This is a genomic window from Mesorhizobium sp. WSM4310 (genome assembly GCF_007003935.1).
GTDB lineage: Bacteria > Pseudomonadota > Alphaproteobacteria > Rhizobiales > Rhizobiaceae > Mesorhizobium.
This window is the reverse complement of sequence record NZ_VFTA01000008.1, coordinates 1-25553: the sequence shown is the minus strand read 5'-3', so window position 1 is coordinate 25553 and position 25553 is coordinate 1. Positions and strand designations below refer to the sequence as shown.

Annotated in this window: 28 protein-coding genes; 21 read left to right on the top strand and 7 right to left on the bottom strand. The window is 63.5% G+C overall.

Annotation, left to right across the window (positions count from 1 at the left end):
- Positions 1 to 18 precede the first annotated feature (18 nt).
- The gene (locus FJV80_RS11190) at positions 19 to 1272 is read right to left on the bottom strand and encodes a multidrug efflux MFS transporter (RefSeq protein ID WP_142876378.1); all 1254 of its coding nucleotides are present in this window, start codon (positions 1270 to 1272) and stop codon (positions 19 to 21) included.
- A 117-nt stretch (positions 1273 to 1389) separates the two neighbouring features.
- On the opposite strand from FJV80_RS11190, the gene FJV80_RS11185 reads away from it, so the two are divergent.
- Both FJV80_RS11185 and FJV80_RS11180 read left to right on the top strand, forming a co-directional pair.
- Complete coding sequence (locus FJV80_RS11185; RefSeq protein WP_095770451.1) at positions 1390 to 2055, top strand: GntR family transcriptional regulator; 666 nt, start codon at positions 1390 to 1392, stop codon at positions 2053 to 2055.
- 102 nt (positions 2056 to 2157) lie between these two features.
- Entirely contained in the window at positions 2158 to 2418 is a 261-nt protein-coding gene (locus tag FJV80_RS11180) for a DUF982 domain-containing protein (RefSeq protein WP_010915577.1), read from the top strand.
- Positions 2419 to 2472: 54 nt separating this feature from the next.
- Here FJV80_RS11180 and FJV80_RS11175 read toward each other — a convergent pair whose 3' ends face one another.
- Positions 2473 to 2619 (bottom strand): hypothetical protein, encoded by a 147-nt coding sequence (locus FJV80_RS11175; protein WP_019857598.1) that lies wholly within the window; start codon positions 2617 to 2619, stop codon positions 2473 to 2475.
- 196 nt (positions 2620 to 2815) lie between these two features.
- Here FJV80_RS11175 and FJV80_RS11170 point away from each other — a divergent pair, with 196 nt between their 5' ends.
- Positions 2816 to 3802: a glycosyl transferase family 90 gene (locus FJV80_RS11170; protein ID WP_142876377.1), complete on the top strand. Its 987-nt coding sequence runs from the start codon at positions 2816 to 2818 to the stop codon at positions 3800 to 3802.
- Between the two features lie 3 nt (positions 3803 to 3805).
- On the opposite strand, the gene FJV80_RS11165 is transcribed toward FJV80_RS11170, so the two are convergent.
- The gene (locus FJV80_RS11165) at positions 3806 to 4849 is read right to left on the bottom strand and encodes an aldo/keto reductase (protein ID WP_095770449.1); all 1044 of its coding nucleotides are present in this window, start codon (positions 4847 to 4849) and stop codon (positions 3806 to 3808) included.
- 281 nt (positions 4850 to 5130) lie between these two features.
- Here FJV80_RS11165 and ppk2 point away from each other — a divergent pair, with 281 nt between their 5' ends.
- A complete protein-coding gene (ppk2, locus tag FJV80_RS11160; protein WP_142876376.1) occupies positions 5131 to 6051 on the top strand; it encodes a polyphosphate kinase 2 in 921 nt (306 codons plus the stop codon).
- A 139-nt stretch (positions 6052 to 6190) separates the two neighbouring features.
- On the opposite strand, the gene FJV80_RS11155 is transcribed toward ppk2, so the two are convergent.
- The 3 genes from FJV80_RS11155 to FJV80_RS11145 all read right to left on the bottom strand — a co-directional run bounded on the left by FJV80_RS11155 (position 6191) and on the right by FJV80_RS11145 (position 9227).
- Positions 6191 to 6838 carry a dihydrofolate reductase family protein gene (locus FJV80_RS11155; RefSeq protein ID WP_095791606.1) on the bottom strand — a complete coding sequence of 216 codons (648 nt, stop codon included), beginning with the start codon at positions 6836 to 6838 and terminating at the stop codon, positions 6191 to 6193.
- Between the two features lie 386 nt (positions 6839 to 7224).
- Positions 7225 to 8256 (bottom strand): porphobilinogen synthase, encoded by a 1032-nt coding sequence (gene hemB / locus FJV80_RS11150; protein ID WP_142876375.1) that lies wholly within the window; start codon positions 8254 to 8256, stop codon positions 7225 to 7227.
- A 149-nt stretch (positions 8257 to 8405) separates the two neighbouring features.
- Positions 8406 to 9227 (bottom strand): DUF2066 domain-containing protein, encoded by an 822-nt coding sequence (locus FJV80_RS11145; RefSeq protein ID WP_142876374.1) that lies wholly within the window; start codon positions 9225 to 9227, stop codon positions 8406 to 8408.
- A gap of 185 nt (positions 9228 to 9412) precedes the next feature.
- Here FJV80_RS11145 and FJV80_RS11140 point away from each other — a divergent pair, with 185 nt between their 5' ends.
- The 4 genes from FJV80_RS11140 (at position 9413) to FJV80_RS11125 (ending at position 12223) form a co-directional block, all read left to right on the top strand.
- Positions 9413 to 10456 carry an enoyl-CoA hydratase/isomerase family protein gene (locus tag FJV80_RS11140; RefSeq protein ID WP_142876373.1) on the top strand — a complete coding sequence of 348 codons (1044 nt, stop codon included), beginning with the start codon at positions 9413 to 9415 and terminating at the stop codon, positions 10454 to 10456.
- A complete protein-coding gene (locus FJV80_RS11135) occupies positions 10453 to 10875 on the top strand; it encodes a DUF6163 family protein (protein WP_095770445.1) in 423 nt (140 codons plus the stop codon). Before FJV80_RS11140 ends, FJV80_RS11135 begins: the two co-directional genes overlap by 4 nt.
- A gap of 238 nt (positions 10876 to 11113) precedes the next feature.
- The gene (locus FJV80_RS11130) at positions 11114 to 11629 is read left to right on the top strand and encodes a winged helix DNA-binding protein (protein ID WP_008875359.1); all 516 of its coding nucleotides are present in this window, start codon (positions 11114 to 11116) and stop codon (positions 11627 to 11629) included.
- A gap of 192 nt (positions 11630 to 11821) precedes the next feature.
- The gene (locus tag FJV80_RS11125; RefSeq protein ID WP_245317963.1) at positions 11822 to 12223 is read left to right on the top strand and encodes a hypothetical protein; all 402 of its coding nucleotides are present in this window, start codon (positions 11822 to 11824) and stop codon (positions 12221 to 12223) included.
- A gap of 29 nt (positions 12224 to 12252) precedes the next feature.
- On the opposite strand, the gene FJV80_RS11120 is transcribed toward FJV80_RS11125, so the two are convergent.
- Positions 12253 to 12786 (bottom strand): hypothetical protein, encoded by a 534-nt coding sequence (locus FJV80_RS11120; protein ID WP_142876372.1) that lies wholly within the window; start codon positions 12784 to 12786, stop codon positions 12253 to 12255.
- A gap of 357 nt (positions 12787 to 13143) precedes the next feature.
- On the opposite strand from FJV80_RS11120, the gene FJV80_RS11115 reads away from it, so the two are divergent.
- The 13 genes from FJV80_RS11115 to FJV80_RS11055 form a co-directional block, all read left to right on the top strand.
- Complete coding sequence (locus FJV80_RS11115) at positions 13144 to 14397, top strand: murein L,D-transpeptidase (RefSeq protein ID WP_095770442.1); 1254 nt, start codon at positions 13144 to 13146, stop codon at positions 14395 to 14397.
- A gap of 309 nt (positions 14398 to 14706) precedes the next feature.
- Entirely contained in the window at positions 14707 to 16350 is a 1644-nt protein-coding gene (locus FJV80_RS11110) for a Na+/H+ antiporter (RefSeq protein ID WP_142876371.1), read from the top strand.
- A gap of 193 nt (positions 16351 to 16543) precedes the next feature.
- Positions 16544 to 17857, top strand: a complete 1314-nt coding sequence (gene glyA / locus FJV80_RS11105; protein WP_095770440.1) for a serine hydroxymethyltransferase — start codon at positions 16544 to 16546, stop codon at positions 17855 to 17857.
- Positions 17858 to 18079: 222 nt separating this feature from the next.
- Entirely contained in the window at positions 18080 to 18532 is a 453-nt protein-coding gene (locus FJV80_RS11100) for a hypothetical protein (RefSeq protein WP_245317961.1), read from the top strand.
- 26 nt (positions 18533 to 18558) lie between these two features.
- Positions 18559 to 18888, top strand: coding sequence for a GlpM family protein (locus FJV80_RS11095; protein ID WP_019857610.1), 330 nt, complete (start codon positions 18559 to 18561; stop codon positions 18886 to 18888).
- Positions 18889 to 18983: 95 nt separating this feature from the next.
- Complete coding sequence (nrdR, locus tag FJV80_RS11090; protein ID WP_010915593.1) at positions 18984 to 19463, top strand: transcriptional regulator NrdR; 480 nt, start codon at positions 18984 to 18986, stop codon at positions 19461 to 19463.
- A 2-nt stretch (positions 19464 to 19465) separates the two neighbouring features.
- The gene (gene ribD / locus FJV80_RS11085; protein WP_179301000.1) at positions 19466 to 20596 is read left to right on the top strand and encodes a bifunctional diaminohydroxyphosphoribosylaminopyrimidine deaminase/5-amino-6-(5-phosphoribosylamino)uracil reductase RibD; all 1131 of its coding nucleotides are present in this window, start codon (positions 19466 to 19468) and stop codon (positions 20594 to 20596) included.
- Between the two features lie 12 nt (positions 20597 to 20608).
- A complete protein-coding gene (locus FJV80_RS11080) occupies positions 20609 to 21226 on the top strand; it encodes a riboflavin synthase (protein ID WP_095770438.1) in 618 nt (205 codons plus the stop codon).
- 109 nt (positions 21227 to 21335) lie between these two features.
- Positions 21336 to 21830, top strand: coding sequence for a 6,7-dimethyl-8-ribityllumazine synthase (gene ribH, locus FJV80_RS11075; protein ID WP_095770437.1), 495 nt, complete (start codon positions 21336 to 21338; stop codon positions 21828 to 21830).
- Positions 21827 to 22327 (top strand): transcription antitermination factor NusB, encoded by a 501-nt coding sequence (gene nusB, locus FJV80_RS11070; protein ID WP_019857616.1) that lies wholly within the window; start codon positions 21827 to 21829, stop codon positions 22325 to 22327. Before ribH ends, nusB begins: the two co-directional genes overlap by 4 nt.
- Positions 22324 to 23541 carry an MFS transporter gene (locus tag FJV80_RS11065; RefSeq protein ID WP_142876370.1) on the top strand — a complete coding sequence of 406 codons (1218 nt, stop codon included), beginning with the start codon at positions 22324 to 22326 and terminating at the stop codon, positions 23539 to 23541. The genes nusB and FJV80_RS11065 overlap by 4 nt, the downstream gene beginning before the upstream one ends.
- 180 nt (positions 23542 to 23721) lie before the next feature.
- On the top strand, positions 23722 to 24633 hold the full coding sequence (locus FJV80_RS11060) for an ABC transporter substrate-binding protein (RefSeq protein ID WP_095770435.1): 912 nt from the start codon (positions 23722 to 23724) through the stop codon (positions 24631 to 24633).
- A 55-nt stretch (positions 24634 to 24688) separates the two neighbouring features.
- Positions 24689 to 25553, top strand: an 865-nt coding sequence (locus FJV80_RS11055) for an ABC transporter permease (protein WP_142876369.1), incomplete at its 3' end; no start/stop codon positions are given.

Genomic DNA, 25553 nt, shown 5'->3' with positions numbered 1-25553 from the left:
CAGCTCCCTCTAACGCTCTCAGGACTCACTTGCTTCCAGCGCCATATGCCGTATGCGCCGCGACTGGACGATCCAGTTGTAGACGGCGCCGCCGGCCATCAGCGCCGATGTGCCGAGAAACACCGCCCGCATGCCGAAATGACCGCCGACGAAGCCGCCGGTCAATGGTCCCGCAACCTGCCCGACATACTGCGCCGAGATCGCCAGGCCAAGCACATTGCCGCCGACGCCGTCCGGGATGTTGTGGCGGATGACGCTGGTGATGCAAGGCAGCAAGCCGCCGAGCGCCAGACCCATCAGGAGGCGCAGGCCGATCAGTTGCCAGCCATTGGTGACGAAGGCTTGCGGTATCAGCAGCAGGGCCGAGACGGTCAGCGCCCCGACGACGACGTTCCAGTGACCGACGCGGTCAGCGAGCTTGCCGAGCCAGGACGCCGACAGGATGGTGCCCAGCGCCGCCGCCGACATCACCACGCCGGCGACCATCGTCACCCGGCTCTGATCCTCGATGAGCTGCTGCACATAGACGGTGATGATCGGCTCGAGCGACATGTTGGCGAGGGCCAGCAGCATACCGGTTATCAGCATGGCCACGACCGGGCGCTTGTCTGGAATCCGTGACCAGCCGCTTTTCGGCCTGGCGCCAGATCCCGCCTTTACCGGCTTCGGGCGCGGGGTCTCCTTGATGAGGAAGGTCGTTGCCAGGAAGGCAAGGAAGATGACGCCGCCGGACAGAAGGAAGGTGGCGCGAATGCCGATCACTGGCGGCAGCGCACCGCCAAGCAGGGGCCCGACCAGCGAGCCCGCCGTTATTCCCGCAGACAGCACGCCCAGCGCCCAGCCGGAACGGTCCTTGGGCGTCTGCATGGCCACCAATATGGTCGACCCCGAGGAATAGCCGCCGGCAAAGCCGATCAGCAGGCGCAGCAGCACCAGTTGCCAGACCGTCTCGACCATGCCTGTCAGCGACATGCAGATCGCCATGCCGAAGCTGGCGCGCACCAGCATCACCTTGCGGCCGTAGCGGTCGCCCAGCCGTCCCCACAAGGGCGCGACCAAGGCCGCGGCGAAGAAGGTGGCGCCATAGGCGATGCCGGACCATTGCACGATGGCGGCATGGCCTTGCGCGCCGAGCTGTTCGACGTAAAGCGGCAGGAAGGGCAACAGCAGGGTCATGGCGATGAGCGTGCTGAACGAGCCACCGAAACAGACGGCGAGATTGCGCCGCCAGTGGATGTTGTAGCCGCTCTGTTGCGTGTCTTCCTGTGTCATGTCCTGCCTGCCCGATATCAGCGCTTGTTGCGGATACCATTTTGGGATACCAAACTGGTATCCGTCATGAACTCCAACCCGGCTGCTGTCAATGCGGCTTCGGAACAAGGAAGCGCTATGTCGCAGATGCAGAATGTCGAACGGCAGTTGCGCGAGATGATCCTGGGGCTTGAGATCGGTCCAGGCGAGAAATTGACCGAGCGTTGGATCGAAGGCCGCTTCGGCGCCTCGCGCACGCCGGTCAGGGCAGCACTTCTGCGGCTGGAGACCGAGGGGCTGGTCGGCAGGGATGGCCGCGGCTGGACGGTATCGCCCATCAACCTTGCCGAGCTCGAGCAGATCGCGGTCTATCGCGAAGCAGTCGAGGTCGCGGCTGTCCGGCTGACATGCACGCATGCCGAAAGCAGCACCATCGACGTGATCGAGGCGATGCTCGATTCCTGCGACGACAATACGCCGCGCGAGGAGTGGCATCGTGTCGGCATGGATTTTCACATCGAGCTGGCGCGCCTGTCCGGCAACGAATTTCTGTTCAGGGCGGTGCGCGATGCCATGACGCGCCTGTCGCGCGCTCGCTGGCTGGAAGTGCGTGACGAAGCGGCCCTTGGTCGCGCCTGGGCCGAACACCGCGCCATTCTGGCCGCGGCACGCCTCGGCGATGCCGATGAAGCGGCCCGCCTGCTTTCTGCGCACATCGTCGGCAGCCGCGACCGGCTGGTGACGTCGCTCGCCAACGACCGGCGCGGCCTTCGCGCCAGGGGATTTGCCGTCGTCGCTGCTTAGCACCGCTATGGGGCAGGGCGCTCGCCGGCAAAAACAGGCGACGCCTCGCGCCAAGCGCACTTTCGGCCTCGCTTCACGGACGCCGATGGCGTAAGAGCGGCGATGGAAAACAACCGATTTGAAACACCAGTGACCGTCAAGTCCGTCACGGCGGGAAGCACCCAGCTCTTGCGAACGGCCCGCGAGGCATCCGAATATCTACTCAACAGCTGGCCAGGCAAGCGCAGTCCCAAGCATCGCGCGGCGCTGCAGGCCTGCCACGACGCACTGGCCGGCGACAAGCCGGCGATGAACGCGCGGCGCGCCTTTATCGCCGCGGCGCGCGAAGTGGACGTTTTTGTCAGCGACAAGGCTCCTGCCTGACGCAGGACCACAGCCTGGATTGACGCGAGGCCCGCATATGCGGGCCTTTTGCCGTCATTCCGCCGTTTCGTTTTCGATCTCTGCCTCGGGCTTGGAACGTTCGCGCGCGGCAACCTTGGCCGCCAGCTTTTCGGCTTTCTTCGCCGCCTTCTGCCGGTCGCGTTCCTTGCGTTCCTGATCGTAGTTTGGTGCTCGTGCCATATCGGCTCCTTTTGACCTGCCTTGCGGCTCCGACCCTGCCTAGGAGCATTAGCCGTCAAACACAACAGCTGAAACGACAGTGCACGGGCGCGGCCCCGGAGATCGAGGGGCTTGCCAGATCGGCGCCATAATGATGTAGGAAACGCGGGGCGCCAGCGTATTTGAGTGCTGCCCGTTTGTTTTGACCAAGTGAATCATGGCTACAATTGCGCGGACGTCGGCACGGGTTTTCTACTATGCGCGAAACGTCGTGCGCGATGTCATTCCCCAAGCCCTGTTCCGCCGCAGGCTGGCAATTCGTCTAGAACAGGCCATGCGTTCCGACGAGGCGGCGCGGCGGCGGTTGAACTACTACAACAAGCTGCAGGACGGTTTCGCGCCAAGCGCCAATGCGGTGCGCATCAGCAAACTGCCGTTCACGCCGACCATGTACTATTACGACCTGAAGGAATTCGCCCGCTATTTCGATCCCGGATTGCTCATCGACGTCGAATTCGGCGACGTCAGGGACGTGCCGAAGGTGCCGACGATCGTCAAGGATAGGCCGATTCGTGATGACGACCAGAACGCGGTCATCATGAAGCTCGACAAATTCCGTCACTTCCAGATGCCGGCTGACACCATCTCGTTCGCCGACAAGTTGCCTATGGTGGTCTGGCGCGGTGATCTCAACAATCCGATCAGGACACGGTTTCTGCAAGCGGTGCGCGACCTGCCATTCTGCGATGCCGGCTCGCACAAGCCGAACGCACCGGCCGAATACGCCAAGCCCTTTCTCAGCATCAGCCAGCACCAGCGCTACCGCTACATCGTCTCGCTCGAGGGCAATGACGTGGCGACCAACCTCAAATGGATCTTGAGCTCGAAGTCGCTTTGCCTGATGCCGCCGCCGACATACGAGACATGGTTCGCGGAGCGCCAGCTCGAGGCCAATGTCCACTATGTGCCGCTCGATCCGGATTTCGCCGATCTCGACGAAAAGGTGCGCCATTTCGAACGACATCCGGCGCAGGCAGAGCGCATCATTGCCGCGGCCAATGCCTATTGCCGGAAATTCTCCAATGAGCGAGACGAGCAGGCGATCTCCCTGCTCGTGCTCTACAAATACTTCGTGCTCAGCGGCCAGATCGAGCCCGATCCCGAGCTCTGGCGCTTCATCGAGGGCAAGCGCGCCTCCGCCTGATGGTCAGATGACGCTGCGGTCGAGAACCGTGTCGGCAGGGCCGAAGCGATCCTTGGCCGTCAATTGCTGGTGCCAATAGGGGTAGAGCACGGGCGGCCGGCTGACCGCGTCGAGGCGCTGGCGTTCCTCAGGGCTGAGCGCCAGGCTTGCGGCCGCGAGATTGTCCTTGAGCTGGGCATCGTTGCGGGCGCCGATCACCAGCGAGGAGACAGCGGGACGGCCGAGTAGCCAGGCCAGCGCCACCTGCGCGGCCGATACGCCGCGAGCCTTGCCGATCTCGACCAGCACATCGACGATCCGCCAGAGCCGGTCCTCGTCGCGGATCGGCGGCTCGGACCAGCCGGCGAGTTGCCGTGCGGTCGGGCTGTCGCGGTGGTATTTGCCGGACAGCAGGCCGCCGGCGAGCGGGCTCCAGACCAGCACGCCCAGCCCCTGGTCGACCGAGATCGGCAGCAGTTCATATTCCGCCTCGCGTGCCTCCAGCGTGTAGTGGATTTGCTGGGTGACGAAGCGCTGCTGGTGACGGCTGTCGCTGACGGACAGCGCCTTCATCACCTGCCAGCCGGACCAGTTGGAGCAGCCGATATAGCGCACCTTGCCCTGGTTGACCAAAGTGTCGAGCGCCGCGACCGTTTCCTCGACCGGGGTAAGCCCGTCCCACTGGTGGACGAAATAGATGTCGATGACATCGGTCTTCAGCCGCTTCAGGCTCTTCTCGCATTCGCGAATCAGGTGGTGGCGCGACAGGCCTTCGTCGTTCGGTCCACTGCCGATCCGCATGCGCGCCTTGGAGGCAATCAGCACGTCGTTCCTGCGCTTGCCGCCGAGTGCCTCGCCGATGATCTCCTCCGACAGGCCGTTGGAGTAGACATTGGCCGTGTCGATGAGATTGATGCCGGCATCGATGCACATGTCGATCATGCGCTTGGCTTCGCCAAGATCGCTGTTGCCGACCGCGGCGAAGGGCCCGGTGCCGCCGAAGGTCATGGTGCCCAAAGTCAGTGTCGAAACCTTCAGGCCGGAACGGCCAAGGATGCGGTATTCCATGTCAGTCCTCGCGATTGCGTTAAATGGGGGCGGGGCCAAAGGGCAGCCCGGAATGCGACAGAGGATTTGTAAGACAATTCGGCCGGCTTGTCGCCATGCCATGGCGATGGATCGATTGGACATGGCGGACACCGCTGCGGCCGCTATAGCGTCCGGCTGCAATAAAACCGTCACTGCCGCTCTATATTGAAGTCGGCTCAGGTGTTTCCCTTCCAGGCCGCTAGCCAGCAATTTGGGGCGCCGTATGGGAACCGACAGGGCTTGCAAGCGGAGCAGTGCAAATGACTGAGCAAAGACAGAATTCTCCCGCCAAGGATTGGCTCGAAGCCGAGCTCGCCGACACGCTCGACGAAGACTATGAGCTCGAAATGTCGGAGCCGGCGCTGTCGATGGAGATCGCCAAGATCTACAAGAACGCGCATCCGCCTTCGATCGACCGCATGCAATATTTTCGCGACCTGATCACCTTGCAGTCCGAACTGATCAAGCTGCAGTCCTGGGTCGCCTATTATAAGAAGAAGCTGGTGGTGATTTTCGAGGGCCGTGACTCCGCGGGCAAGGGTGGCGTCATCAAGCGCATAACCCAGCGGCTCAACCCGCGCATCTGCCGTGTCGTGGCGCTGCCGGCGCCGACCGAGCGCGAGAAGTCGCAATGGTATTTCCAGCGCTATGTCCCGCATCTGCCGGCGGGCGGCGAGATCGTGCTGTTCGACCGCTCCTGGTACAACCGCTCCGGCGTCGAGCGGGTGATGGGCTTTGCCGATGCCGGCCAGGTCGAGGAATTCTTCCGCGACGTTCCCGAGTTCGAGCGGATGCTGGTGCGCTCCGGCATCACCGTGGTCAAATACTGGTTCTCGATCACCGACGAGGAGCAGCAGATGCGCTTCCTGATGCGCATCCATGACCCGATGAAGCAGTGGAAACTGTCGCCGATGGATCTGCAGTCGCGCGTGCGCTGGGAGCAGTACACCAAGGCCAAGGAAGAGACCTTCGCCCGCACCAACATTCCCGAGGCGCCCTGGTTCATCGTCGAGGGCAATGACAAAAAGCGGGCGCGGCTGAACTGCATCGATCATCTGCTCAAGCAGATGCCGTATGAAGAGGTGCCGCACGAGGAGATCACGCTGCCGGAACGCGTCTTCAACCCAGAATACGAGCGCCAGACGCTGCCGCGCGAGCTCTACGTGCCGGAGAAGTATTGAGCACCTTTTCCTTCTCCCCGTTTCACGGGGAGAAGGTGCCCGAAGGGCGGATGAGGGGCGGCGCTGACTTCGATCGTTGGCGTTGCGCAGCCAAACCTGTTCTGATGAAATTGCCGCTGGCGGGGAGAAAGCGCTGTAACTACGCCCGCTTGATCACCACATGCGTGGCAAGCGCCGTCGCCACCTGCTCGGTGCATTGATAGCCAAGCCTCAACATATCCAGGCCGGCGAAGAGGTGCTCGCCCTTGCCAAGCAACACCGGCGAGATTGCCAGATGCATCTGGTCGATCAAGCTCTCCTGCAGATATTGCCGGATGGTGGCGACCCCGCCGCCGATCCGCACATCCTTGCCGCCCGCCGCGGCCTTCGCCTGCTCGAGCGCCGAATGGATGCCGTCGGTCACAAAATAAAAGGTCGTGCCGCCTTCCATCGTGATGGGTGCCCGCGCGTGGTGCGTCAGCACGAACACCGGCACATGGTAGGGCGGGTTGTCGCCCCACCAGCCCTTCCAGCTGTCGTCAGGCCATTCGCCGCGGATCGGCCCGAACATGTTGCGGCCGAGGATCCAGGCGCCGACATTTTCGAAACTGCGCGCCGCGAACGCCTCGTTGATATCGGTGGTGCCGCCCTCTTGCCCGAGCACCATCTCACGGAAGGTGCGGGTGTCGATAAACCACTTGTGCAAGGATTCCCCGCCGATGCCGAGCGGATTTTGCAGATCCTGATCGGGGCCGGCGCCATAGCCGTCGAGCGATAGGGTGAATGCGTTGACACGCAGCATGGACATGAAAGCCTCCTCGATAACCAGTTGCGTTTTGCAATCGGTTGTTGTTTAGCAAACCAATTGCAAATTGCAAGCGCTATTTTCTAAGGGGAAAAAGACACATACCCGGATCTCGCCTCCAAGCGATGTCCCTATCGTTTCGTGACGATCGATTCGGATCACAACCGGCCGCTGGGACGGCCGCCGATCGCCCGACGGGTGAAGCGGGTCAGGACGTATCCTGGAGGCGTTCGCCATGCCTCCTGGCGACGTGCGGGCTGCCGGCCGTCTCCGGCCGTGCGGCTATCATAGCCGGGGCTGCCGGTTTTTGTCTGCGAGAATTCGAAAGAAATGCCGACCGGTCGAAAGATTGGTGACGTCTACTGAAAGGCTTTGCCGGCCAGGCCGGACTACCCCTTCAGCATTTCGGCCACTTCGGGCGCGAAATAGGTCAAGATGCCGTCGCAGCCGGCGCGCTTGAAGGCGAGCAGCGATTCCAGCATCGCCTTCTCGCCGTCGATCCAGCCATTGGCGCCCGCCGCCTTGATCATCGAATATTCGCCCGACACCTGGTAGGCGAAGGTCGGCATCTGGAATTCGTCCTTGAGCCGGCGGATGATGTCGAGATAGGGCAGGCCGGGCTTGACCATCAGCATGTCCGCGCCCTCGGCGATGTCCTGCTCGGCCTCGCGCACCGCCTCATCCGAATTGGCGTGGTCGATGTAATAGGTCTTCTTGTCGCCCTTGAGCAGGCCTGCGGTGCCGACGGCCTCGCGATAGGGGCCGTAGAAGGCCGAGGCGAACTTCGTCGCATAGGACATGATCGCGACGTCCTGAAAACCGTTGGCGTCGAGCGCGTCGCGTATGGCGCCGATCCGGCCGTCCATCATGTCGGATGGCGCGATGATGTCGGCGCCGGCCGCTGCCTGGATGACGGCCGCCGCCGCGACCTGTTCGACCGTTTCGTCGTTGACGATGATGCCGTCGCGCAGGATGCCGTCATGGCCGTGGCTGGTGAACGGGTCGAGCGCCGCGTCGGTGATGATGCCGATCCCGGGCACCGCGTCCTTGATCGCGCGAGTGGCGCGGTTGATGATGTTTTCCGGGTCGAGAATGTGCGAGCCGGTCTGGTCGCGCAAGGCCAGTTCGACATTGGGGAAGGTGGCGAGTGCCGGAATTCCGAGCCTGGCCGCGCGTTCGGCCTCCTTGATGGCAAGATCGACCGACAGGCGGAAGACGCCAGGCATGGCGGCGATCGGCTCGCGCACATTCCTGCCCTCGACAACGAAGATCGGCCAGATCAGGTCGTCGACCGAAAGCCGGTTCTCCTGGACCAGGCGGCGCGACCAGTCGGCCTTGCGCATGCGGCGCAGGCGGCGGCTGCCGGTCACGTCGTCGACGCTGCGCGCGCCGGCTGGCTTTGTCGGGGTGAATTTGTTCATGGCCAATACTCCGGATCAGCAGGTTTTATCACGAGCCCTTGCCGCTGACCAATGCGACACGATTGTGCCAGGCCGAAGCCGCCAATCTCCGCCTTGTGGGCAGATGCTCGGTAAAGCCGAGATGGGCGCGTCCCGCCATATCTATCCGGTCAGGGCTGCCCATTACCCGAAAGAACCTGCGCGGCGCCGCCAATTGCCACGCGGAACGCCTCGTCGAAGCTGACGCCACGCACCCGCCAGCGATAGGTCTTGCCGTGATCGGCCAGGCGCCAATCGGCGATCCACCCGAGATTCTTGTCGCTCCAGACGATGCTGCCGGCGAGCGCTTGCGCGCCACCGGCCTGTTTGGCCAGCAGATCCAGCCTTGCCATGTCGTCGGTGCGCAGCCCTTTTTCGCCCAGCTCGGCCAGCTGTACCGCCTTCGGAAATACGACATGCATCAACAGCGGATCGGTGGCATTGGCGAAAGACTCGCGCATCGTCTTGCCACGCTCCTCCTCGGCGCTGAGCGCGAAATGCCTCGCGCCCTGTTCGACGGTGAGAAAGACGGCGAGCGTTGGCCGTTCGCCAAGCCAGGGCTTGCTGCCAAGCTGCGCGAGCAGCTTGTTGACCGTGGCGGGCTTGTAGAGACAGGTCAGATCATGCGGCCGGTCATGCGTGCCTTGCTCGTCATGGATCGGAATGCCCTCCAGCCGGTCATGGTAGCGGAAGGAGTCGACAAAATCGCCTGCCTTGTCGCGCAGAGCCGCCATTTCGGGTTTCTCCAGCAGGCGTTGATCGCCTGAAACCCTGACCAGAACCCGGTCCAGGCAATCCTTGAAGCCTATCCGGCGGTTCACCTCGCCCTGGCCGGTGACGATGGTCCGCGACTGGTAGAGATCGTCGGTCGTGATGGCCAATGCGGCACGAGGCGCCAGGCCAGCGATCATGACCCCGATCGTCAAAAGCACGGCACGAAGAAATCCGGGCATGGCCAGCTGTTCCCCGACGCCGTCTGTGCGCGATATCGGCGCGTCGCTTGCAACGGCGGCGATCTTCGTAGCACCGCCCGCCGCCGGTCGCCAAGACCACGGCGCGGAGACTGCTGCCATTGACGCACCCATGCGCCGCCTTTAGCACTTCAGTCCCGCAGGCGCGGGGGAGGGATTCTCTGGCGATGGATTTTGATGGAGGCGACGAAATTCGCTTCGAGCGCTTGGGCAGGGCCGGTGTCGTCACGCTGACGCGACCGCAGGCGCTCAATGCCGTCACCCATCGCATGGTCAGGGCGCTGGGCAAGGCCCTGCATGCCTGGGAGCGCGACGACGGCGTGGACGTCGTCCTGGTCAAGGCCGAGGGCAGGGCGTTTTCGGCTGGAGGCGACATCCTGCACATTTATGAAGCCGGCCGGGCTGGAAAGCTGCCGGTCGAGTTCTTCGCCGACGAGTATAGGCTCAACGCCCGCATCAACAGCTTCAAGAAACCCTATGTGGCGCTCATCGACGGCATCGTCATGGGCGGCGGCGTCGGCGTTTCCTTTCACGGCTCGCACCGGGTGATGACCGAGAATGCCCAGTTCGCCATGCCGGAGGTCGGCATCGGCTTTTTCCCGGATGTCGGCGCCAGCCATCTGTTGCCCGACCTTGGCGGCTCGTTCGGCATGTATCTGGCCCTGACCGGCAACCGCATCCGCCATGGCGATGCGCTGTGGTCGGGGCTGGCCACCCACACCATCAAGGCCGAGGACCAGGCCAGCTTTCTCGATCGGCTGGTGCTTACCGGCGATCCGGAATCGGTGCTGCGCGGTTTCTTCGTCCCGGCAAAGCGGGAGACCGACAGGCCGACGCTGGAAGCGATCTCCCGCCATTTCGCCCAACCGTCGCTGCAGGATATCATCGATAGCCTGGACCGCGCGGCGGGCACCGACGAATTCGCGGCAAAGACGCTGGCGACGATGCGCACGCGCTCGCCCACCAGCCTTCGCGTCGCCTGGCGGCAGATCAGCGCCGGGCAGACCTTGTCGATGGACGAGTGCATGAAGATGGAGTTCCGCATCCTCAACCGCATGCTTGCCGGCCACGATTTCTACGAAGGCATCCGCACCGCCATCATCGACAAGGGATCGAAGCCGCAATGGCGGCCGGCAACGCTCGATGCGGTCGGCGAGGCGGATGTCGAGGCCTATTTCGCCCCGCTCGGCGAACGGGAACTCCCGCTATGAACGAGGTGACGTCGAGACGCGTCGTCCTGCAGCCCTCGACGGTCGAGGTGATCTTCGCCTGGTTCCAGCGCGTCATATCAGGCTACTGCCTGCTGTTCGGCATCCTGTACTGGATCAAGCTGATCGGCTTCTATCCGGGCCCGCTGTGGCGCTTCGACCTGATGCCGGTGCATTGGCAGGTGGCGGCGGTGATGCTCGCCGTGTTTTTCCCCTTTGCCGCGGCGGGGTTGTGGATGCTGGCCTCGTGGGGCCCGGTGATCTGGTTCATCTGCGCGGTCACCGAGACCGTCATGTATGCCGGGTTTCCCGAGCTTTTTGGCCATCGGCCGCTGATCGTGGTCTCGCATGCGGCGGTGGCGCTGCTCTACATCGTCTTTCGCGTCGTCATCTGGCTGCAGAAACGCCCCGTCCGGCACTAAGCCGTTGAGGCCGTTGACGACTTGGCAAACGCCCGGATTGAGCCCTGCGATAAGTGCCTAAGCCTTTAGGTTAATTATCCTTACTCGGGTGACCGTTCGTTAAGCCTCTTCCGAAACCTCTTACCGGTAAGCTCTTGTTAGCCCTAGCGTTTAAGTCGAATTTTATGAGTATTCGATAGTGTCGCGATCAAGGTGAAAAACAAAAAATCACCAGGGCGACAAACGAGAGGCAAAGACAGTGATCAATTCGCGTCCGGCGGCGAAGACCGCCAACGTTTCCGACGACCGCCGCGAGGCTATCCGCTCGCTGTACATGGAATCGCTGCAGCTCGTCGAGCGGCTGCACCGCCGTCTGCTTGATGTCATCAAGGACGAATTCGACCGCAACGGCCGTTCCGACATCAATGCCATCCAGGCGCTGCTGCTCTTCAACATAGGCAACTCCGAGCTGACCGCCGGCGAACTGCGCTCGCGTGGCTACTATCTCGGCTCGAATGTCTCCTACAATCTGAAGAAGCTGGTCGATCTCGGCTTCATCAACCACCAACGCTCGCGCATCGACCGCCGTTCGGTCCGCGTTTCGCTGACCCCGAAGGGCAATGAGGTGGCCGAGGTCGTCGCCGGTCTCTATGAGCGCCATGTCGGCTCGATCGAGCAGGTCGGCGGCATCAACACCGACGAGTTCAAGCAGATGAACCGCGCCTTGCAGCGCCTCGACCGCTTCTGGAACGACACCATCGCCTACCGGATGTAAGCCATCCACATCAGATCTGGCCCGCGCCACAGAAGCGCGGCCGAAATGTCGACCTCTGGTCAAGGCTGGTGCCGAAAGGCATCGGCCCTTTTTCTTTTCCTGATCCCGAAGCCCAGGCGCCCGGTCGGCACTATCCCGCCAGGTTTGCTTTCGCTGCAGCAGTGCCTAATGTCACGGCTGGGAAGCGCGCGCATGATGGGTCTGGGAAAACGCTCGAGGACTTGCTCGGTTGCCGCAGTGCTTTTGCTGGTCCCGCAAACGGCCTTCGCCGAGGAGTGGTGGAAGGGTTCTTTCGCAGCGGAAGGCAGTTCCCCATGTGACCACAATGACTCGATCGTGACGTATACCGACAAGGCAGTGGAGATGTGGGAGGTGGGCTGCACGTTGGACAAGGTGCAGAAGATCAACCGCCTGGATGTCGTCATCCTGGACATGTCGTGTACGGATGGTGAAAGCACGGATGAGAGACGGGAACTGTTGCTCAAACTGGAGGATAACAAGGTCCTGCGCTATCCTCAGCATGAGGTGTTGCAAAGATGTTCGGAATTGAGGGCGCAGCCAAGTCCGGACCCAAATGTTGCAACTCCACGCTGAGGGATCGTGCGACAGTCAGCCAGACAGGATCACGGCTTCAGCGGACAGAATTTCTCGTGGAAATAGGTAAGCGCCTGTTCGGCCGGGCCTGGTTCGCCGAAGAACGGGCCGATTGTTTCGGGTTCTCGCGTCAGGTCGCAGCTGCCCTCGGTGTCGGTTGAGCAGGATTTCACCAGTCCCTTGAGCGAGATGGCAAAAGGCGGACTGTCGAACGACAGGGCGGTCACGTTACCAAGCCGAACTTCGTAGGTCAGGCGGTAGTAGATGTCGCCGTCCTCCTCGAACTGCTGTTCTGCCTTGTAGGTGCAATCGTCCAGCCTGGTGACGATGAACCTGATCGTTTCGGTTTTGTCGCCGACCTCGTTCGGGCCCGTGCTGGTGAAGATAGCCGGCGATCGGGACACCTGCTTCATCGGTTCGTCGGCCTGCTGCCCGTATTTGGGGATCGCGCCCTGTTCCAGGCCGTGCACGAAATAGGCGACCGTCTCCTCCGGCGTTGGACTGCTGCCGTTTGGACCTCCGGCCAAAGCGAAGGCCGCGACGACTGAAAGGACACCAGGCATGGTCTCATTCCTCGCTTTGGACTGGCTTGTCAGTGTATCATCATCGGCCTGCGGTTCATCGGTCGATGTCGCGGCCGCCGATCGCGCGTCGGTACCGAAAAGGCACGGGCTCTTCATTTCGCTGCGTCGCCCGATGCAAATCGCGGGCCAAGGCCACGTTGCCGCCATATTCCAATGGAACCGAGGATGCCGGTGAAGCTGCGGTCAAGGCTGTGCGTTCACCTGGAACCGGACGGTGCGTCACGCGTTTGTGGCCGAACCGATGCGGACATGGTTGGCTAATTGTTAAGATTGCCAACTTTAGAGTGCGGGCAAAATCGCCCCTGATCGAATGCTACAAGAATGTCTGGAACGTCCATGAGAACCAGCCGCCGCTTTTTCCTTTCCGGAGCCTCGTTGCTCGCCGCCGCCATGGTGGCCGGCCGTGCGAGCGCGCAGGATGTGATCGGGGATATCCTGAAATCCTCGGCCCGCGGCAATTGGGACGACCAGTTCGACGCTCGCGCCAGCGAAGGCGGCAAAGTGGCCTCGACGCTGCCGATCTTCAGCCCGCAGACCGTCGCCTTCACCGAGCAGGCGGTCGCGCAGTACCAAAACATCGTCGGGCAGGGCGGCTGGGCAGAGGTCCCCGCGACCAAGAAACTGCAGCTCGGTGTCGATGATCCCGATGTCGTGCCGCTGCGCAAGCGTCTGATGGCCGCGGGCGATCTGTCGCAGAGCGCCGGCATCTCGACCGCCTTCGATTCCTATGTCGACTCCGCGGTCAAGCGCTTCCAGTTGCGCCATGGCCTGCCGGCCGACGGCTCCATGGGCAAATACACCTATGCGGCGATGAACGTTTCGGCGCAGATCCGGCTCGGCCAGTTGCAAACCAACCTGCAGCGGCTCAAGGAGAAGGCCGGGACGCTCGGCAGCCGCTACGTGCTGGTCGACATTCCGGCCGCGCAGATCGAAGCGGTCGAGAACGACCGTGTCGTGCTCCGCCACACCGCGATCGTCGGCAAGATCGATCGGCAGACGCCGATCGTCAATTCCAAGATCAACGAGATCATCGTCAATCCGTACTGGAACGCGCCGGTCTCGATTGTGCGCAAGGACATCATTCCGCTGATGCGCAAGAATCCCGATTATCTGAAGGACAGCCATATCCGCCTGTTCGCGCCGGACGGCAGCGAGGTCGATCCGCTCACTGTCGACTGGTCGACCGACGACGCCGCCAAGTATCGCTTCCGCCAGGATCCTGGCGCGGGCAACGCGATGGCCTCGGTCAAGATCAATTTCCCCAGCCCCGACGGCGTCTACATGCACGATACGCCGCAGCAGAGCCTTTTCGGCAAGATGATGCGTTTCGATTCCTCGGGCTGCGTGCGCGTGCAGAATGTGCGCGACCTCGTCACCTGGATCCTGCGCGACACGCCGGGCTGGGACCGTCAGCATTTCGAGGCGGCGATCAAGACCGGCGAAAACACGCCGATCCAGGTCACCAACCCGGTTCCGGTCCACTTCCTCTATCTCTCGGCCTGGTCGACGGCCCCGGGGGTCGTGCAGTTCCGCGACGACGTCTACGCGCTCGACGGCGCCAGCGAACTGCAGATTACCTCTTCACTCTAAGAGACTGACAATTTTGACGAAAGGCCGTTCGAAGGGGCGGCCTTTCGTTTGCAGGGTGGTTAGATCAGCCGTTGGTTGACCAACCGCGCCATCGCTTGCGCGCGGTTGACGGCGCCGAGTTTGCAACATTGTCGACGCGGAAGCGGACGGTCGCTTGGGCAACGCCTTTTGCATGGACGGCCTGCCGTCCGCGCGGTCCGCTTTTTCTATACCGCAAACATAGGCCGGCCTCGGCCATCGCCGTTCCGGCGCTGTCTGGACGCGAGGACGACGATTGCGCATGGTTCGCAAAACAGCCGGAATCGTGCCATGCAAGCCGCTATCTTCGTCCTCGTCGTGCTGGTCTTCGTCGCTGTTTCCGGCGCGCTGGTGCGGCTGGTGCGGGTGCCGCTGCCGGTCCTGCAGATCGCCATAGGTGCTGCCCTTGCCTGGCCGGTGCGCGGCATTCATGTCGAGATCGATCCGGAGCTGTTCCTGCTGGTGTTCATTCCGCCGCTGCTGTTCAGCGATGCCTTCGGCGCGCCCAAGCGCGAGCTGATGGCACTGCGCGGGCCGATCCTCGACCTTGCCATCGGCCTCGTCTTTTTCACCATTGTCGGTTTCGGCTATGCCTTGCACTGGCTGGTGCCGAGCATTCCACTGGTCGTGGCCTTCGCGCTCGCGGCCGTGCTGTCGCCGACCGATTCGGTGGCCGTCTCCTCGATCGTCGACAGGAACGTCGTCCCGGCGCGGCTGATGCACATTCTGGAAGGCGAGTCCCTGCTCAACGATGCGTCGGGCCTGGTCATGTTTCGCTTTGCCGTCGCGGCGGCATTGACCGGCAGTTTTTCCTTTGCCGCCGCTTCGCTGAGTTTTGTCTACGCAGTGGCGGTCGGTATCCTGGCCGGCGTGGCGGCCTTGTTCGTCGCCGCCAAGGCGCTGCAACTCCTGAACCGCATAGGCGGCGTGCCCGCCGAGGCGCAGGTGCTGATCACCGTCCTGCTTCCCTTCGTCGCCTATCTCGGCGCCGAGCATTTCGGGGCCTCGGGCATCCTGGCCGCGGTGACCGCCGGTCTCTTGACCGGAAGCACCGGTATATTCCGCTTTCTCGGCGTCTCGGCGCGCATGCAGACGATCTCGCTGTGGACGACGTTTTCCTTCGTCTTCAACGGCGCGCTGTTCATAGTGCTCGGCCTGCAGCTTCCCGAAATCATCCGCAAGGTGCCGCCGGAGCTGTCCAGCCGCCATTGGCTGCTCGAGCCGGTGCTGACGGTCCTTCTGCTGACCCTTTGCCTGATCGCGCTCCGCTTCGTCTGGATTTGGATCGGCGACATCACGGCGGGTTTTGCGGCGCGGCTCGGCAAGCGTAAGACCGAACCGTTCGGCCTGCGCGTGCGGCTCGCCGGTTCGGTCTCGGGCGTGCGCGGCGCCATCACGCTGGCCGGCATATTGTCGCTGCCGCTGGCCCTCCAGGACGGTTCGCCATTCCCCGCGCGCGACCTGGTCATCTTCTTCGCCGCCGGCGTCATCATCTGCTCCCTTGTGATCGCCAGCCTGGCCTTGCCGGTGATCGCGCGCGGGCTGGTCGAGCCCGGCGAAGACGCCGGCGCCGCCGAGGAACGCATGGCTCGCGTTGGCGCTGCGAAGGCGGCGATCGCCCACCTCGAAAGCATCGCCCAGACGGATGAAGAGGAGGGCGATGTGCCCGGCCTCAAGCTCGCCGCCGCCAACGGCATTGTCGCGGCCTATCGGCGCCGCATCGCGGCGTCCGACGAGGCCGATGAGGCGCGCGCCGAAGTGCGGGAGGCGGGAAGGCTGGAGATCGATCTGAGGCTCGCCGGCATCGCCGCCGAGCGTGGCGCCTTGCGCGCCATGCTTCGCCGCGGCGAGATCAACGACCACACAGCGCGGGCGCTGTTCACCGAGATCACCCTGACGGAAGCCCTTTTGAACGGCAGGCAGACACGGAAATAGCACCGGCGGTGCTCGGCGGCTGCGGATTTGCAGTCTCTGCCGCAAACCGGCCACCAAATTTCGCGCCGCAAACGTGGCGGGTCGAAAACAACTGTGTTAATGGCGCGGCAATGCGTGTCGCCCAAAAGTGTGCAGCGGTTTTGGGGCAACGATAAGCATAAACAAATTGCCCCGAACCGGAGGATTTCAGGCCATGGCAACAGCAGCGGCAGCGTCGAACAAATTCGAATCCTTCTTCGAAACCACGCTGGAAGACGCCGATCCGGAGATTTTCGGTGCCATCCGCAATGAACTCGGTCGCCAGCGCCACGAGATCGAGCTGATCGCCTCGGAAAACATCGTTTCGCGCGCGGTGCTCGAGGCGCAGGGGTCGATCATGACCAACAAATATGCCGAGGGCTATCCGGGCAAGCGCTACTATGGCGGCTGCCAGTTCGTCGACGTGGCCGAGGAACTGGCCATCGAGCGGGCGAAGAAGCTGTTCGGCTGCAATTTCGCCAACGTCCAGCCGAACTCCGGCAGCCAGATGAACCAGGCGGTGTTCCTGGCGCTGCTGCAACCCGGCGACACCTTCATGGGCCTCGACCTCAATTCCGGCGGCCATCTCACTCATGGCTCGCCGGTCAACATGAGCGGCAAGTGGTTCAAGGTCGTCTCCTATGGCGTGCGCAAGGAAGACCATCTGCTCGACATGGACGCGATCGAGAAGACCGCGCATGAGACCAAGCCGAAGCTGATCCTGGCCGGTGGCACCGCCTATTCGCGCATCTGGGACTGGAAGCGCTTTCGCGAGATCGCCGATGCGGTCGGCGCGTATCTGATGGTCGACATGGCGCACATCGCTGGCCTGGTGGCGGGCGGCGTGCATCCCTCGCCATTGCCGCACGCCCATGTGGTGACGACCACGACGCACAAGTCGCTGCGCGGCCCGCGCGGCGGCATGATCCTGTGCAACGACGAAGAGATTGCCAAGAAGATGAACTCGGCGGTGTTCCCCGGCCTGCAGGGCGGCCCGCTGATGCATGTCATCGCCGCCAAGGCGGTGGCCTTCGGCGAGGCGCTTAAGCCAAGCTTCAAGGTCTATGCCGAGAGTGTGGCCGCCAACGCCAAGGCGCTGGCTTCGAGCCTCAAGGAGACGGGCCTCGACATCGTCTCCGGCGGCACCGACAACCATTTGATGCTGGTCGATTTGCGCCCCAAGAACGCCACCGGCAAGCGCGCCGAGGCAGCCCTTGGCCGCGCCAACATCACTTGCAACAAGAACGGCATTCCCTTCGATCCGGAAAAGCCTTTCGTCACCTCGGGCGTGCGCCTGGGCACGCCGGCCGGCACCACGCGCGGCTTCGGCCAGGCCGAATTCCGAGAGATCGGCAAGCTGATCGCCGAAGTGCTGGATGGTCTCAAGGTCGCCAATTCGGACGAGGGCAATGCCGCGGTCGAGGCGGCGGTCAAGGCCAAGGTCGTGGCGTTGACCGATCGTTTTCCGCTCTATCCGTATCTCGGCTGACCATCCTTATCGATTGACCAGGCGCGAAGCGTCATCTTTTATCCGCCGGCGGTGGGCCACCCTGATCGGGTGGCGCATGGAACTGGAGAAACGATGATGGGCAATTTTCGTATCGCGTTACTCGGCGCTATCGGCTGGCTGGCCGTCTGTGGGCCCGCTTCGGCGCAGACACAGCCCGCTCCGGACATGCCTGCCACGAGCACCTTCGGCCGATGGACAACCATGGTCGATACACTCGATACCGGCCAGGATGCGCACAAGACCTGTGCGGCTTCGACGGCGTTCTTCGACGCGAATGGCAATTCAGGCACGCTGACCTTGTCGATCTCGACCGGCGATGCGCTGCCGCCTGATGCCTATCCCGCCATCATGCTCACCGTCGACAACAAGCAACTGCCGACCGGCAAGAAGATCGCGGCGACGTTCGGCGATCCCGGCGTCAAGGTTTCGGCAACGGTCTATTCCAACGATGCCGGCATCGGCCGTCCGAGCTGGACGGTCGACAACCAGGCCAAGACCAGTCTCGCGCTGCTGCGAGCCATGCGTCAGGTCGTCTCGCTCGACGTGACTTTCGGCAAGCAGGCCTTCGCCAGCATCCCGATGGACGGCTTCACCAAGGCCTACCGCAACCTCGGAACGTCTTGCGGCTTCCCGACCAAGGATGTCGCGCCGTGACGGCTCGGTCGCAGTAGGGACCGCGGATGGACATTGTCTGGAAGGGTGTGGTCGGCGGGCTGGTGACGGCGCTGATCGTCTGGGCGTCCAAGCGGGGCAATGTCCTGCCAGGTATCCTGCCGCTGGCGCCGACCTTTGCCGTCATTGCCTTGCTCGCCGTCGGCGCCAAGGGCGATCCGGGCGGTTTCCGCGATGCCTGCCTTGCCGGAATGAAGACAATTCCCGCCTATCTTGCCTTCCTCGGCGCCTGCTGGTTGTTCATCGACAAGGTCGACTATCGCCTGGCTGTTGCCGGCGGCATCGCCGTCTGGCTGGTTGCCGCGCTGGCAATCTTCCTCGCGCCTCGCTATCTCTGATGCTGCAGTCCGTTGAAGAGACGGAACGGCTTCAATCCCGGTCGGAAAGGCTCTAAGCCTTTCGCCTCACCAGATTCTCGAACCCAAGGCTCTCCATGCGCTGTCCCTATTGCCAGTCCGAAGATACGCAGGTGAAGGATTCGCGCCCCGCCGAGGATGGCGCGGCGATCCGCAGGCGGCGTGTCTGCCCCGATTGCGGCGGCCGGTTCACCACCTTCGAACGCGTCCAGTTGCGCGATCTGGTCGTGGTCAAGAAGTCGGGCCGTAAAGTGCCGTTCGACCGCGACAAGCTGCTGCGCTCGGTCGAGATCGCGGTGCGCAAGCGCAATGTCGATCCCGAACGCATCGACCGCGCCGTGACCGGCATCGTGCGCCAGCTCGAAAGCTCCGGCGAGACGGAAGTGGCCTCCGGCGAGGTCGGCCGGCTGGTCATGGAGGCGCTGAAGTCGCTCGACGACGTCGCCTATGTGCGTTTTGCCTCGGTCTACCGCAATTTCCGCGAGGCCAAGGATTTTCATGAACTCCTGGGCGAGCTGAAGGGCGACGAAGACAAGAGTGAAGAGGACGCCGGCTGAGCATGGCAGCATCGCAACTGAGCGAGGCCGAACAAGCGGCCCTTGATCGTCGTTTCATGGCCGCCGCCTTGCGGCTTTCGCGCAGGAATGCCGGCCGCACCTCCACCAATCCTTCCGTCGGCACGCTGATCGTGCGAGATGACGGCGCGGGGCCGATGATCGTCGGCACCGGTGTCACCGCGGTCGGCGGCCGGCCGCATGCCGAGACCGAGGCGCTGGCCGAGGCCGGCGCGCTCGCGCGTGGTGCCACCGCCTATGTCACGCTAGAACCTTGCGCGCATCACGGCCGCACCCCGCCTTGCGCCATCGCGCTGGTCAATGCCGGCATTGCGCGCGTCGTGGGGGCCGCCAGCGACCCGGATCCGCGTGTCTCCGGCAAGGGCTATGCCATCCTGCGCGCCGCCGGCATCGAGGTGGTGGAGAAGGTCCTGGCCACGGAAGCCGCCGAGCAGATGGCGGGTTATTTGATTCGATCTCTGCGAAAACGTCCGGAAGTGACGCTGAAGCTTGCGCTTTCGAGCGATGGCCAGATCGGCAGGAAAGGCGCCGGCCAGGTCGCGATCACCGGCGAGATCGCGCGCCGCGACGTCTATCTGATGCGCGCGGAGTCCGACGCCATACTGATTGGCATCGGCACGGCGCTGGAAGACGATCCGGCGCTGACCGTGCGCCTGCCGGGGCTGGAGAACCGTTCGCCGGCGCGCATCATCCTCGATCGCCAGATACGGCTCCCGGAAGCCTCGAAGCTGGTTTCCGGTGTCGACCGCGTGCCGCTTTATGTCGCTGCCTGTCTTGAAGCCGATCCGCACCGTCGCGCCGCGCTCGAACGCGCCGGCGTACGCTTCATCGGCACCGAAACCCATGACGGCGTCGTCGCCTTGCCGGAACTGCTCGAAGACCTGGCGGCGCTCGGCATGGCAAGCGTGCTGGTCGAGGGCGGCGCCCAGGTCGCCAAGGCATTCCTCGACGAAGATCTGGTCGATCGCATCGTGTTGTTCCAGGGGCCGGAGGCTATTGGCGAGGATGGCATTGCATCGCCGGTCGATGCCGACCATATCCCGGCAGGCTTCCGCAAGTTGCGCGAGATGCGCTTCGGCGAGGACAGCTACGCCGAGTGGGTAAGGGACCTCTAGGGATCAGCATCGATGTTTACCGGAATTGTCACCGATATCGGCACCGTCGCGGCCATCAAGCCGCTCAGCGAAGGCGTCGGCTTGCGCATCGATACCGCCTATGACCCCGAAACCATCGCCATTGGCGCCTCGATTTCTTGTGGCGGCGTCTGCCTGACGGTCACGGCGCTGCCCGAACATGGCTCGAACGCGCGCTGGTTCGAGGTCGAGGCCTGGGAAGAGGCCTTGCGGCTTACCACGGCGTCGAGCTGGAAATCCGGCACCAAGGTCAATCTCGAACGGGCGCTGAAGATAGGCGACGAACTCGGCGGCCACATCGTATCGGGCCATGTCGACGGCGCCGCCGAGATCGTCGAGCGCAAGGACGAGGGCGACGCGGTGCGCTTCACGCTTGAGGCACCGCGTCATCTGGCCAAATTCATCGCGCCAAAGGGCTCCGTCGCGCTCGACGGCACCTCGCTCACCGTCAACAAGGTCGAGGGCACCCGCTTCGACGTGCTGTTGATCCACCACTCGCTGACCGTGACCACGTGGGGCGAGCGCAAGGTCGGCGACCGCGTCAATCTCGAGATCGACACCATGGCCCGCTATGCGGCACGACTGGCGGAGGCGGCGAAAGAGGGGCTCTAGAAAGTCTGCCGGACCGGCCGGTCCAATGCGTCAGACACACTCCAGCAATCTTCCGCTTGCGATCAATCCGGCTTCGGCCTAAGTCACCGGCAACCCCCCGGAGACTTTTATGGCTGGTACATCCCAACACGGCAAAGCCTTCATTCGTCCGAAGGCGAAGGCGCATCTGCTGATTGTCGAAGCGCGCTTTCACGACGACCTTGCCGACGCGCTGCTCGACGGCGCGACGAGCGCGCTCGATGAAGCGGGCGCGACTTACGACGTCGTCACCGTTCCAGGTTCGCTCGAAATTCCCGCAGTGATCACCTTCGCGCTGGACGGCGCGGCGGAAGGCGGCACCAATTACGATGGGTTTGTCGCCCTCGGCACGATCGTCCGTGGCGACACCTATCACTTCGATATCGTCGCCAATGAATCCAGCCGCGCGCTGATGGACCTGTCCGTGCAGGACTCGGTCTGTGTCGGCAACGGCATCCTGACCACCGAGAACGACGCCCAGGCATGGACGCGGGCCAAGCGCTCGGAAGGCGACAAGGGTGGCTTTGCCGCGCGTGCGGCGCTGACCATGATCGCGCTCAAGGAACAATTGGGAGCGCGATCGTGAGCGAACCCGCTTCGCCCGGACAGCCCGCTGTGCGCCATGCCAACAAGCGTGGCGCGGCCCGTCTGGCCGCTGTGCAGGCGCTCTATCAGATGGATGTCGCCGGCAGCGGTGTCTTCGAGATCACCGCCGAATATGAGGCGTTCCGGCTTGGCAAGGAAGTCGACGGCGCGCTCTATCGCGAGGCGGATGCGCAATGGTTCCGCGCCATCCTGACCGGCGTCGTCGAGAACCAGAAGACCATCGATCCAGTCATCCGCCAGGCATTGACCGATGATTGGCCGCTGTCGAGGCTCGATTCGACGCTGCGCGCCATTATGCGCGCGGGCGTCTATGAATTGATGAAGCGCGAGGACGTGCCGGTGGCGGTCATCGTTTCGGAATATGTCGACATTGCCAAGGCCTTCTACGAGGAAGACGAGCCGAAACTCGTCAATGCCGTGCTCGACCGCGTGTCACGCCGGGTGCGCGGCGAGGGGCGGGGCAAGGACGCATCGTGACGGCCATCGCCATCGAGACGGGCAGGGAGGCGCGGCGCACCGCGCTGATCCTCGCCGCCTCGCAGGCGATTATCGGCTCGGCGGCACCCATCGCCATTTCGATGGGCGCGCTGGCCGGCCAATACCTGCTCGGTGCCGACAAATCGCTGGCCACGGCGCCGATCACCGGCTTCAACATCGGCGTCGCGCTCGGCGCCTTGCCCGCCGCGGCCATTATCCGCCAGCTGGGCCAGCGCGGCGGCTTCATGACCGGAACCGTCGTCACCGCGCTTGGCGGCCTGATTGCCACACTGGCGCTTTTCCACGGCAGTTTCTGGTTGTTCGCGTTCGCGCTGCTGGTGATCGGCATCGGTGGCGCCTTCGTCCAGCAATTCCGCTTCGCAGCCGCCGACAATGCGCCTCCGCAGTTCAAGGCGCGCGCCATCTCCTTCGTGCTGGCCGGCGGCATTGTCACCGCCATCCTCGGGCCGCAGATCGTCATCTTCACCCGGGAACTGTTCGCACCGGTGATGTTTGCCGGATCGTTCGCCTCCATCCTGCCGCTGGCAGCCGTCGGCGCGATGATCCTGTCGTTTCTGCGCCTGCCGGCGAAGGCGGCGAGCAAGGTTGACGTTTCCGGCGGCGATGCCAGGCCCCTGTCCGAAATCGTCACCAGGCCGCGCTTCGTCGCCGCGCTGTTCTGCGCCGTCGGCAGTTACGCGCTGATGAGCTTCGTCATGACCGGCGCGCCGCTGGCCATGGTCGGTTGCGGCCTGTCGGAGGACGATGCGACGCTGGGCATTTCATGGCACGTCATGGCGATGTTCGCGCCGAGCTTCTTCACCGGCTCGCTGATCCACCGCTTCGGCGCCGAGCGCATTGTCGCCATCGGCCTGATCATGCTCATCGGCTGTGCTGCCGTTGCCTTGTCGGGGCTGGCGCTGTGGCAATTCTGGACGTCGCTGATCCTGCTCGGCCTTGGTTGGAATTTCGGCTTCATCGGCGCCACCGCCATGGTCGCGGCCAGCTACCGGCCGTCGGAAAAGGGCAAGGTGCAGGGGTTCCACGACTTCGTCCTGTTCGGCTCCGTCGCCTGCGCGTCGCTGCTGTCGGGCATGGTCTACAACGCCTGGGGCTGGGAGATGCTGAACTGGATGATCTTTCCGGTCACCGTTCTGTGCTTCGTGGCCCTCGGCGCACTCAAGTTGACGGCTCCGCGCAACGCGCGCACCTGATCCCAAAACTGCTGTCGAACTGGCATGATGCTGTCAGGATTGCTTCGGTTGAATTTGCCGATCTGAAACAAAATTATTGCGCCTGTGCCTATTGTTATGAAACCGTGTGCCCCGACTGGCCGTTGAACCCATGCTCATATGCGGCCGCCGCATTCCGGTTCACAGCAAAGGGTTTTCACGATGTTTTCAGTCAAGGTTTTCGCCGGCGCGGCATTGGCGCTGGCCATCACGGCAGCTTCCGCCAGTGCTCAGGTGGTGGTCTCCTCGAAGATTGACACCGAGGGTGGCGTGCTCGGTAACATCATCCAGCTCGTTCTCAATGCCAACAACATCAAGACATCGGACCGCATCCAGCTCGGCGGCACGCCGGTGGTGCGCAAGGCGATCACCGCCGGCGAGATCGACATCTATCCCGAATACACCGGCAACGCCGCCTTCTTCTTCGAGAAGGCCGACGACCCGGTCTGGAAGGACGCCGCCAAGGCCTATGAGACGGCCAAGAAGCTCGACTACGACGCCAACAAGATCGTCTGGCTGTCGCCAGCGCCGGCCAACAACACCTGGGCGATCGCCCTGCGCAAGGAAGTGACGGACCAGAACAAGCTCGTGACGCTGTCGGACTTCGGCAAATACGTCGCCGGCGGCGGCAAGGTGGTGCTCGCGGCTTCCGCCGAGTTCGTCAATTCGGCGGCCGCCCTTCCGGCCTTCCAGACCACCTACGGCTTCACGCTGAAGCCGGACCAACTGATCACGCTTTCGGGCGGTGACACCGCGGCGACCATCGCCGCGGCCGCCAACCAGACCAGTGGCGCCAACGCCGCCATGGTCTACGGCACCGATGGCGGCATCGCGCCGTCGGGCCTTGTCGTGCTCGAGGACGACAAGGCCGTGCAGCCGGTCTACCAGCCGGCGCCCATCATCCGCGAATCCGTGCTCAAGCAACATCCCGAAATCGAGACGCTGCTGAAGCCGGTCTTTGCCAAGCTCGACCTGGTCACGCTGCAGGAACTGAACGGCCGTGTGCAGGTTGGCGGCGAGCCGGTCAAGGGCGTCGCCGAGGACTTCCTGAAGAAGAACGGCTTTCTGAAGTAGGACGATTCCGGCGCGCCGCTCGCGTGGCGCGCCGGAACGACCGACGGGGGAGGGCGTGAACATCCGTTTCGACAAGCTCGGCGTGGTCATTGCCGCGATCGCGGCCTATGCGGCGTTCCTCGCTCCCTTCGCCACGTTCCGCGCCAATCGGATCGTTCCGGGCCAGGCGCGCTCGATTCTCGAGGCGCTGCCGGCAACCGCCGGGCCATTGCTGATGGCTATCGTGATCGTCGCGGCGCTCACAGCGCTCTTCAGGACACCGCTTATGCTGCGCCTTGCGTCCAGTGTCGTGGCGCTTGCCGCGCTCGCGCTGCTCGTCGGCGTCGCTGGCACATTCTTGACGCCGGCTGGCAATACCCTTGCCAGGGTATCGCCGGCCTCCGGTTTCTGGGTACTCATCTTTGCCTTCACGCTTTTGCTGGCGGACGTGCTGACGAGGCTGAACCTGTCGCCATGGGCCCGTGTCGGTGTGCTGGTTGCCGCCGCCGGGGCCATTGGGCTGCTCTTGGTGTCGGGGGCCTGGAACGACCTTTCCATCCTCAAGGAATACGCCAACCGCGCCGACAGTTTCTGGGTCGAAGGTTCCAAGCATGTGACGCTGGCGCTTGGCTCGCTGCTTGCGGCGGTCGTCGTCGGCCTGCCGCTCGGCATACTCTGTCATCGTGTCGAAAGGCTGCGGGCCGGTGTGCTCAACGTGCTCAACATCATCCAGACCATTCCTTCGATCGCGCTGTTTGGCCTGCTGATCGCGCCGCTCGGCTGGGTCGCCACGCATGTGCCGGGAGCGGCCGCGCTCGGCATCAGAGGCATCGGCACGGCGCCGGCCTTCGTCGCCCTGTTCCTCTATTCGCTGCTGCCGGTTGTGGCCAACACCGTGGTCGGCCTCGCCGGCGTGGGGGGGGGCCGCCCGCCCCCCCCCC

What these genes read in the sequence shown, in the direction of transcription:
- FJV80_RS11120 (WP_142876372.1), bottom strand. Translation starts at nt 12,786, where the DNA reads ATGCCTGGTGTCCTTTCAGTCGTCGCGGCCTTCGCTTTGGCCGGAGGT.
- FJV80_RS11190 (WP_142876378.1), bottom strand. Translation starts at nt 1,272, where the DNA reads ATGACACAGGAAGACACGCAACAGAGCGGCTACAACATCCACTGGCGG.
- FJV80_RS11175 (WP_019857598.1), bottom strand. Translation starts at nt 2,619, where the DNA reads ATGGCACGAGCACCAAACTACGATCAGGAACGCAAGGAACGCGACCGG.
- FJV80_RS11060 (WP_095770435.1), top strand. Translation starts at nt 23,722, where the DNA reads ATGTTTTCAGTCAAGGTTTTCGCCGGCGCGGCATTGGCGCTGGCCATC.
- FJV80_RS11135 (WP_095770445.1), top strand. Translation starts at nt 10,453, where the DNA reads ATGAACGAGGTGACGTCGAGACGCGTCGTCCTGCAGCCCTCGACGGTC.
- hemB (WP_142876375.1), bottom strand. Translation starts at nt 8,256, where the DNA reads ATGAACAAATTCACCCCGACAAAGCCAGCCGGCGCGCGCAGCGTCGAC.
- nrdR (WP_010915593.1), top strand. Translation starts at nt 18,984, where the DNA reads ATGCGCTGTCCCTATTGCCAGTCCGAAGATACGCAGGTGAAGGATTCG.
- FJV80_RS11180 (WP_010915577.1), top strand. Translation starts at nt 2,158, where the DNA reads ATGGAAAACAACCGATTTGAAACACCAGTGACCGTCAAGTCCGTCACG.
- FJV80_RS11145 (WP_142876374.1), bottom strand. Translation starts at nt 9,227, where the DNA reads ATGCCCGGATTTCTTCGTGCCGTGCTTTTGACGATCGGGGTCATGATC.
- ppk2 (WP_142876376.1), top strand. Translation starts at nt 5,131, where the DNA reads ATGACTGAGCAAAGACAGAATTCTCCCGCCAAGGATTGGCTCGAAGCC.
- glyA (WP_095770440.1), top strand. Translation starts at nt 16,544, where the DNA reads ATGGCAACAGCAGCGGCAGCGTCGAACAAATTCGAATCCTTCTTCGAA.
- FJV80_RS11080 (WP_095770438.1), top strand. Translation starts at nt 20,609, where the DNA reads ATGTTTACCGGAATTGTCACCGATATCGGCACCGTCGCGGCCATCAAG.
- FJV80_RS11155 (WP_095791606.1), bottom strand. Translation starts at nt 6,838, where the DNA reads ATGTCCATGCTGCGTGTCAACGCATTCACCCTATCGCTCGACGGCTAT.
- FJV80_RS11170 (WP_142876377.1), top strand. Translation starts at nt 2,816, where the DNA reads ATGGCTACAATTGCGCGGACGTCGGCACGGGTTTTCTACTATGCGCGA.
- FJV80_RS11115 (WP_095770442.1), top strand. Translation starts at nt 13,144, where the DNA reads ATGAGAACCAGCCGCCGCTTTTTCCTTTCCGGAGCCTCGTTGCTCGCC.
- FJV80_RS11095 (WP_019857610.1), top strand. Translation starts at nt 18,559, where the DNA reads ATGGACATTGTCTGGAAGGGTGTGGTCGGCGGGCTGGTGACGGCGCTG.
- FJV80_RS11125 (WP_245317963.1), top strand. Translation starts at nt 11,822, where the DNA reads ATGATGGGTCTGGGAAAACGCTCGAGGACTTGCTCGGTTGCCGCAGTG.
- FJV80_RS11165 (WP_095770449.1), bottom strand. Translation starts at nt 4,849, where the DNA reads ATGGAATACCGCATCCTTGGCCGTTCCGGCCTGAAGGTTTCGACACTG.
- FJV80_RS11110 (WP_142876371.1), top strand. Translation starts at nt 14,707, where the DNA reads ATGCAAGCCGCTATCTTCGTCCTCGTCGTGCTGGTCTTCGTCGCTGTT.
- FJV80_RS11100 (WP_245317961.1), top strand. Translation starts at nt 18,080, where the DNA reads ATGGTCGATACACTCGATACCGGCCAGGATGCGCACAAGACCTGTGCG.
- FJV80_RS11185 (WP_095770451.1), top strand. Translation starts at nt 1,390, where the DNA reads ATGTCGCAGATGCAGAATGTCGAACGGCAGTTGCGCGAGATGATCCTG.
- FJV80_RS11140 (WP_142876373.1), top strand. Translation starts at nt 9,413, where the DNA reads ATGGATTTTGATGGAGGCGACGAAATTCGCTTCGAGCGCTTGGGCAGG.
- ribD (WP_179301000.1), top strand. Translation starts at nt 19,466, where the DNA reads ATGGCAGCATCGCAACTGAGCGAGGCCGAACAAGCGGCCCTTGATCGT.
- ribH (WP_095770437.1), top strand. Translation starts at nt 21,336, where the DNA reads ATGGCTGGTACATCCCAACACGGCAAAGCCTTCATTCGTCCGAAGGCG.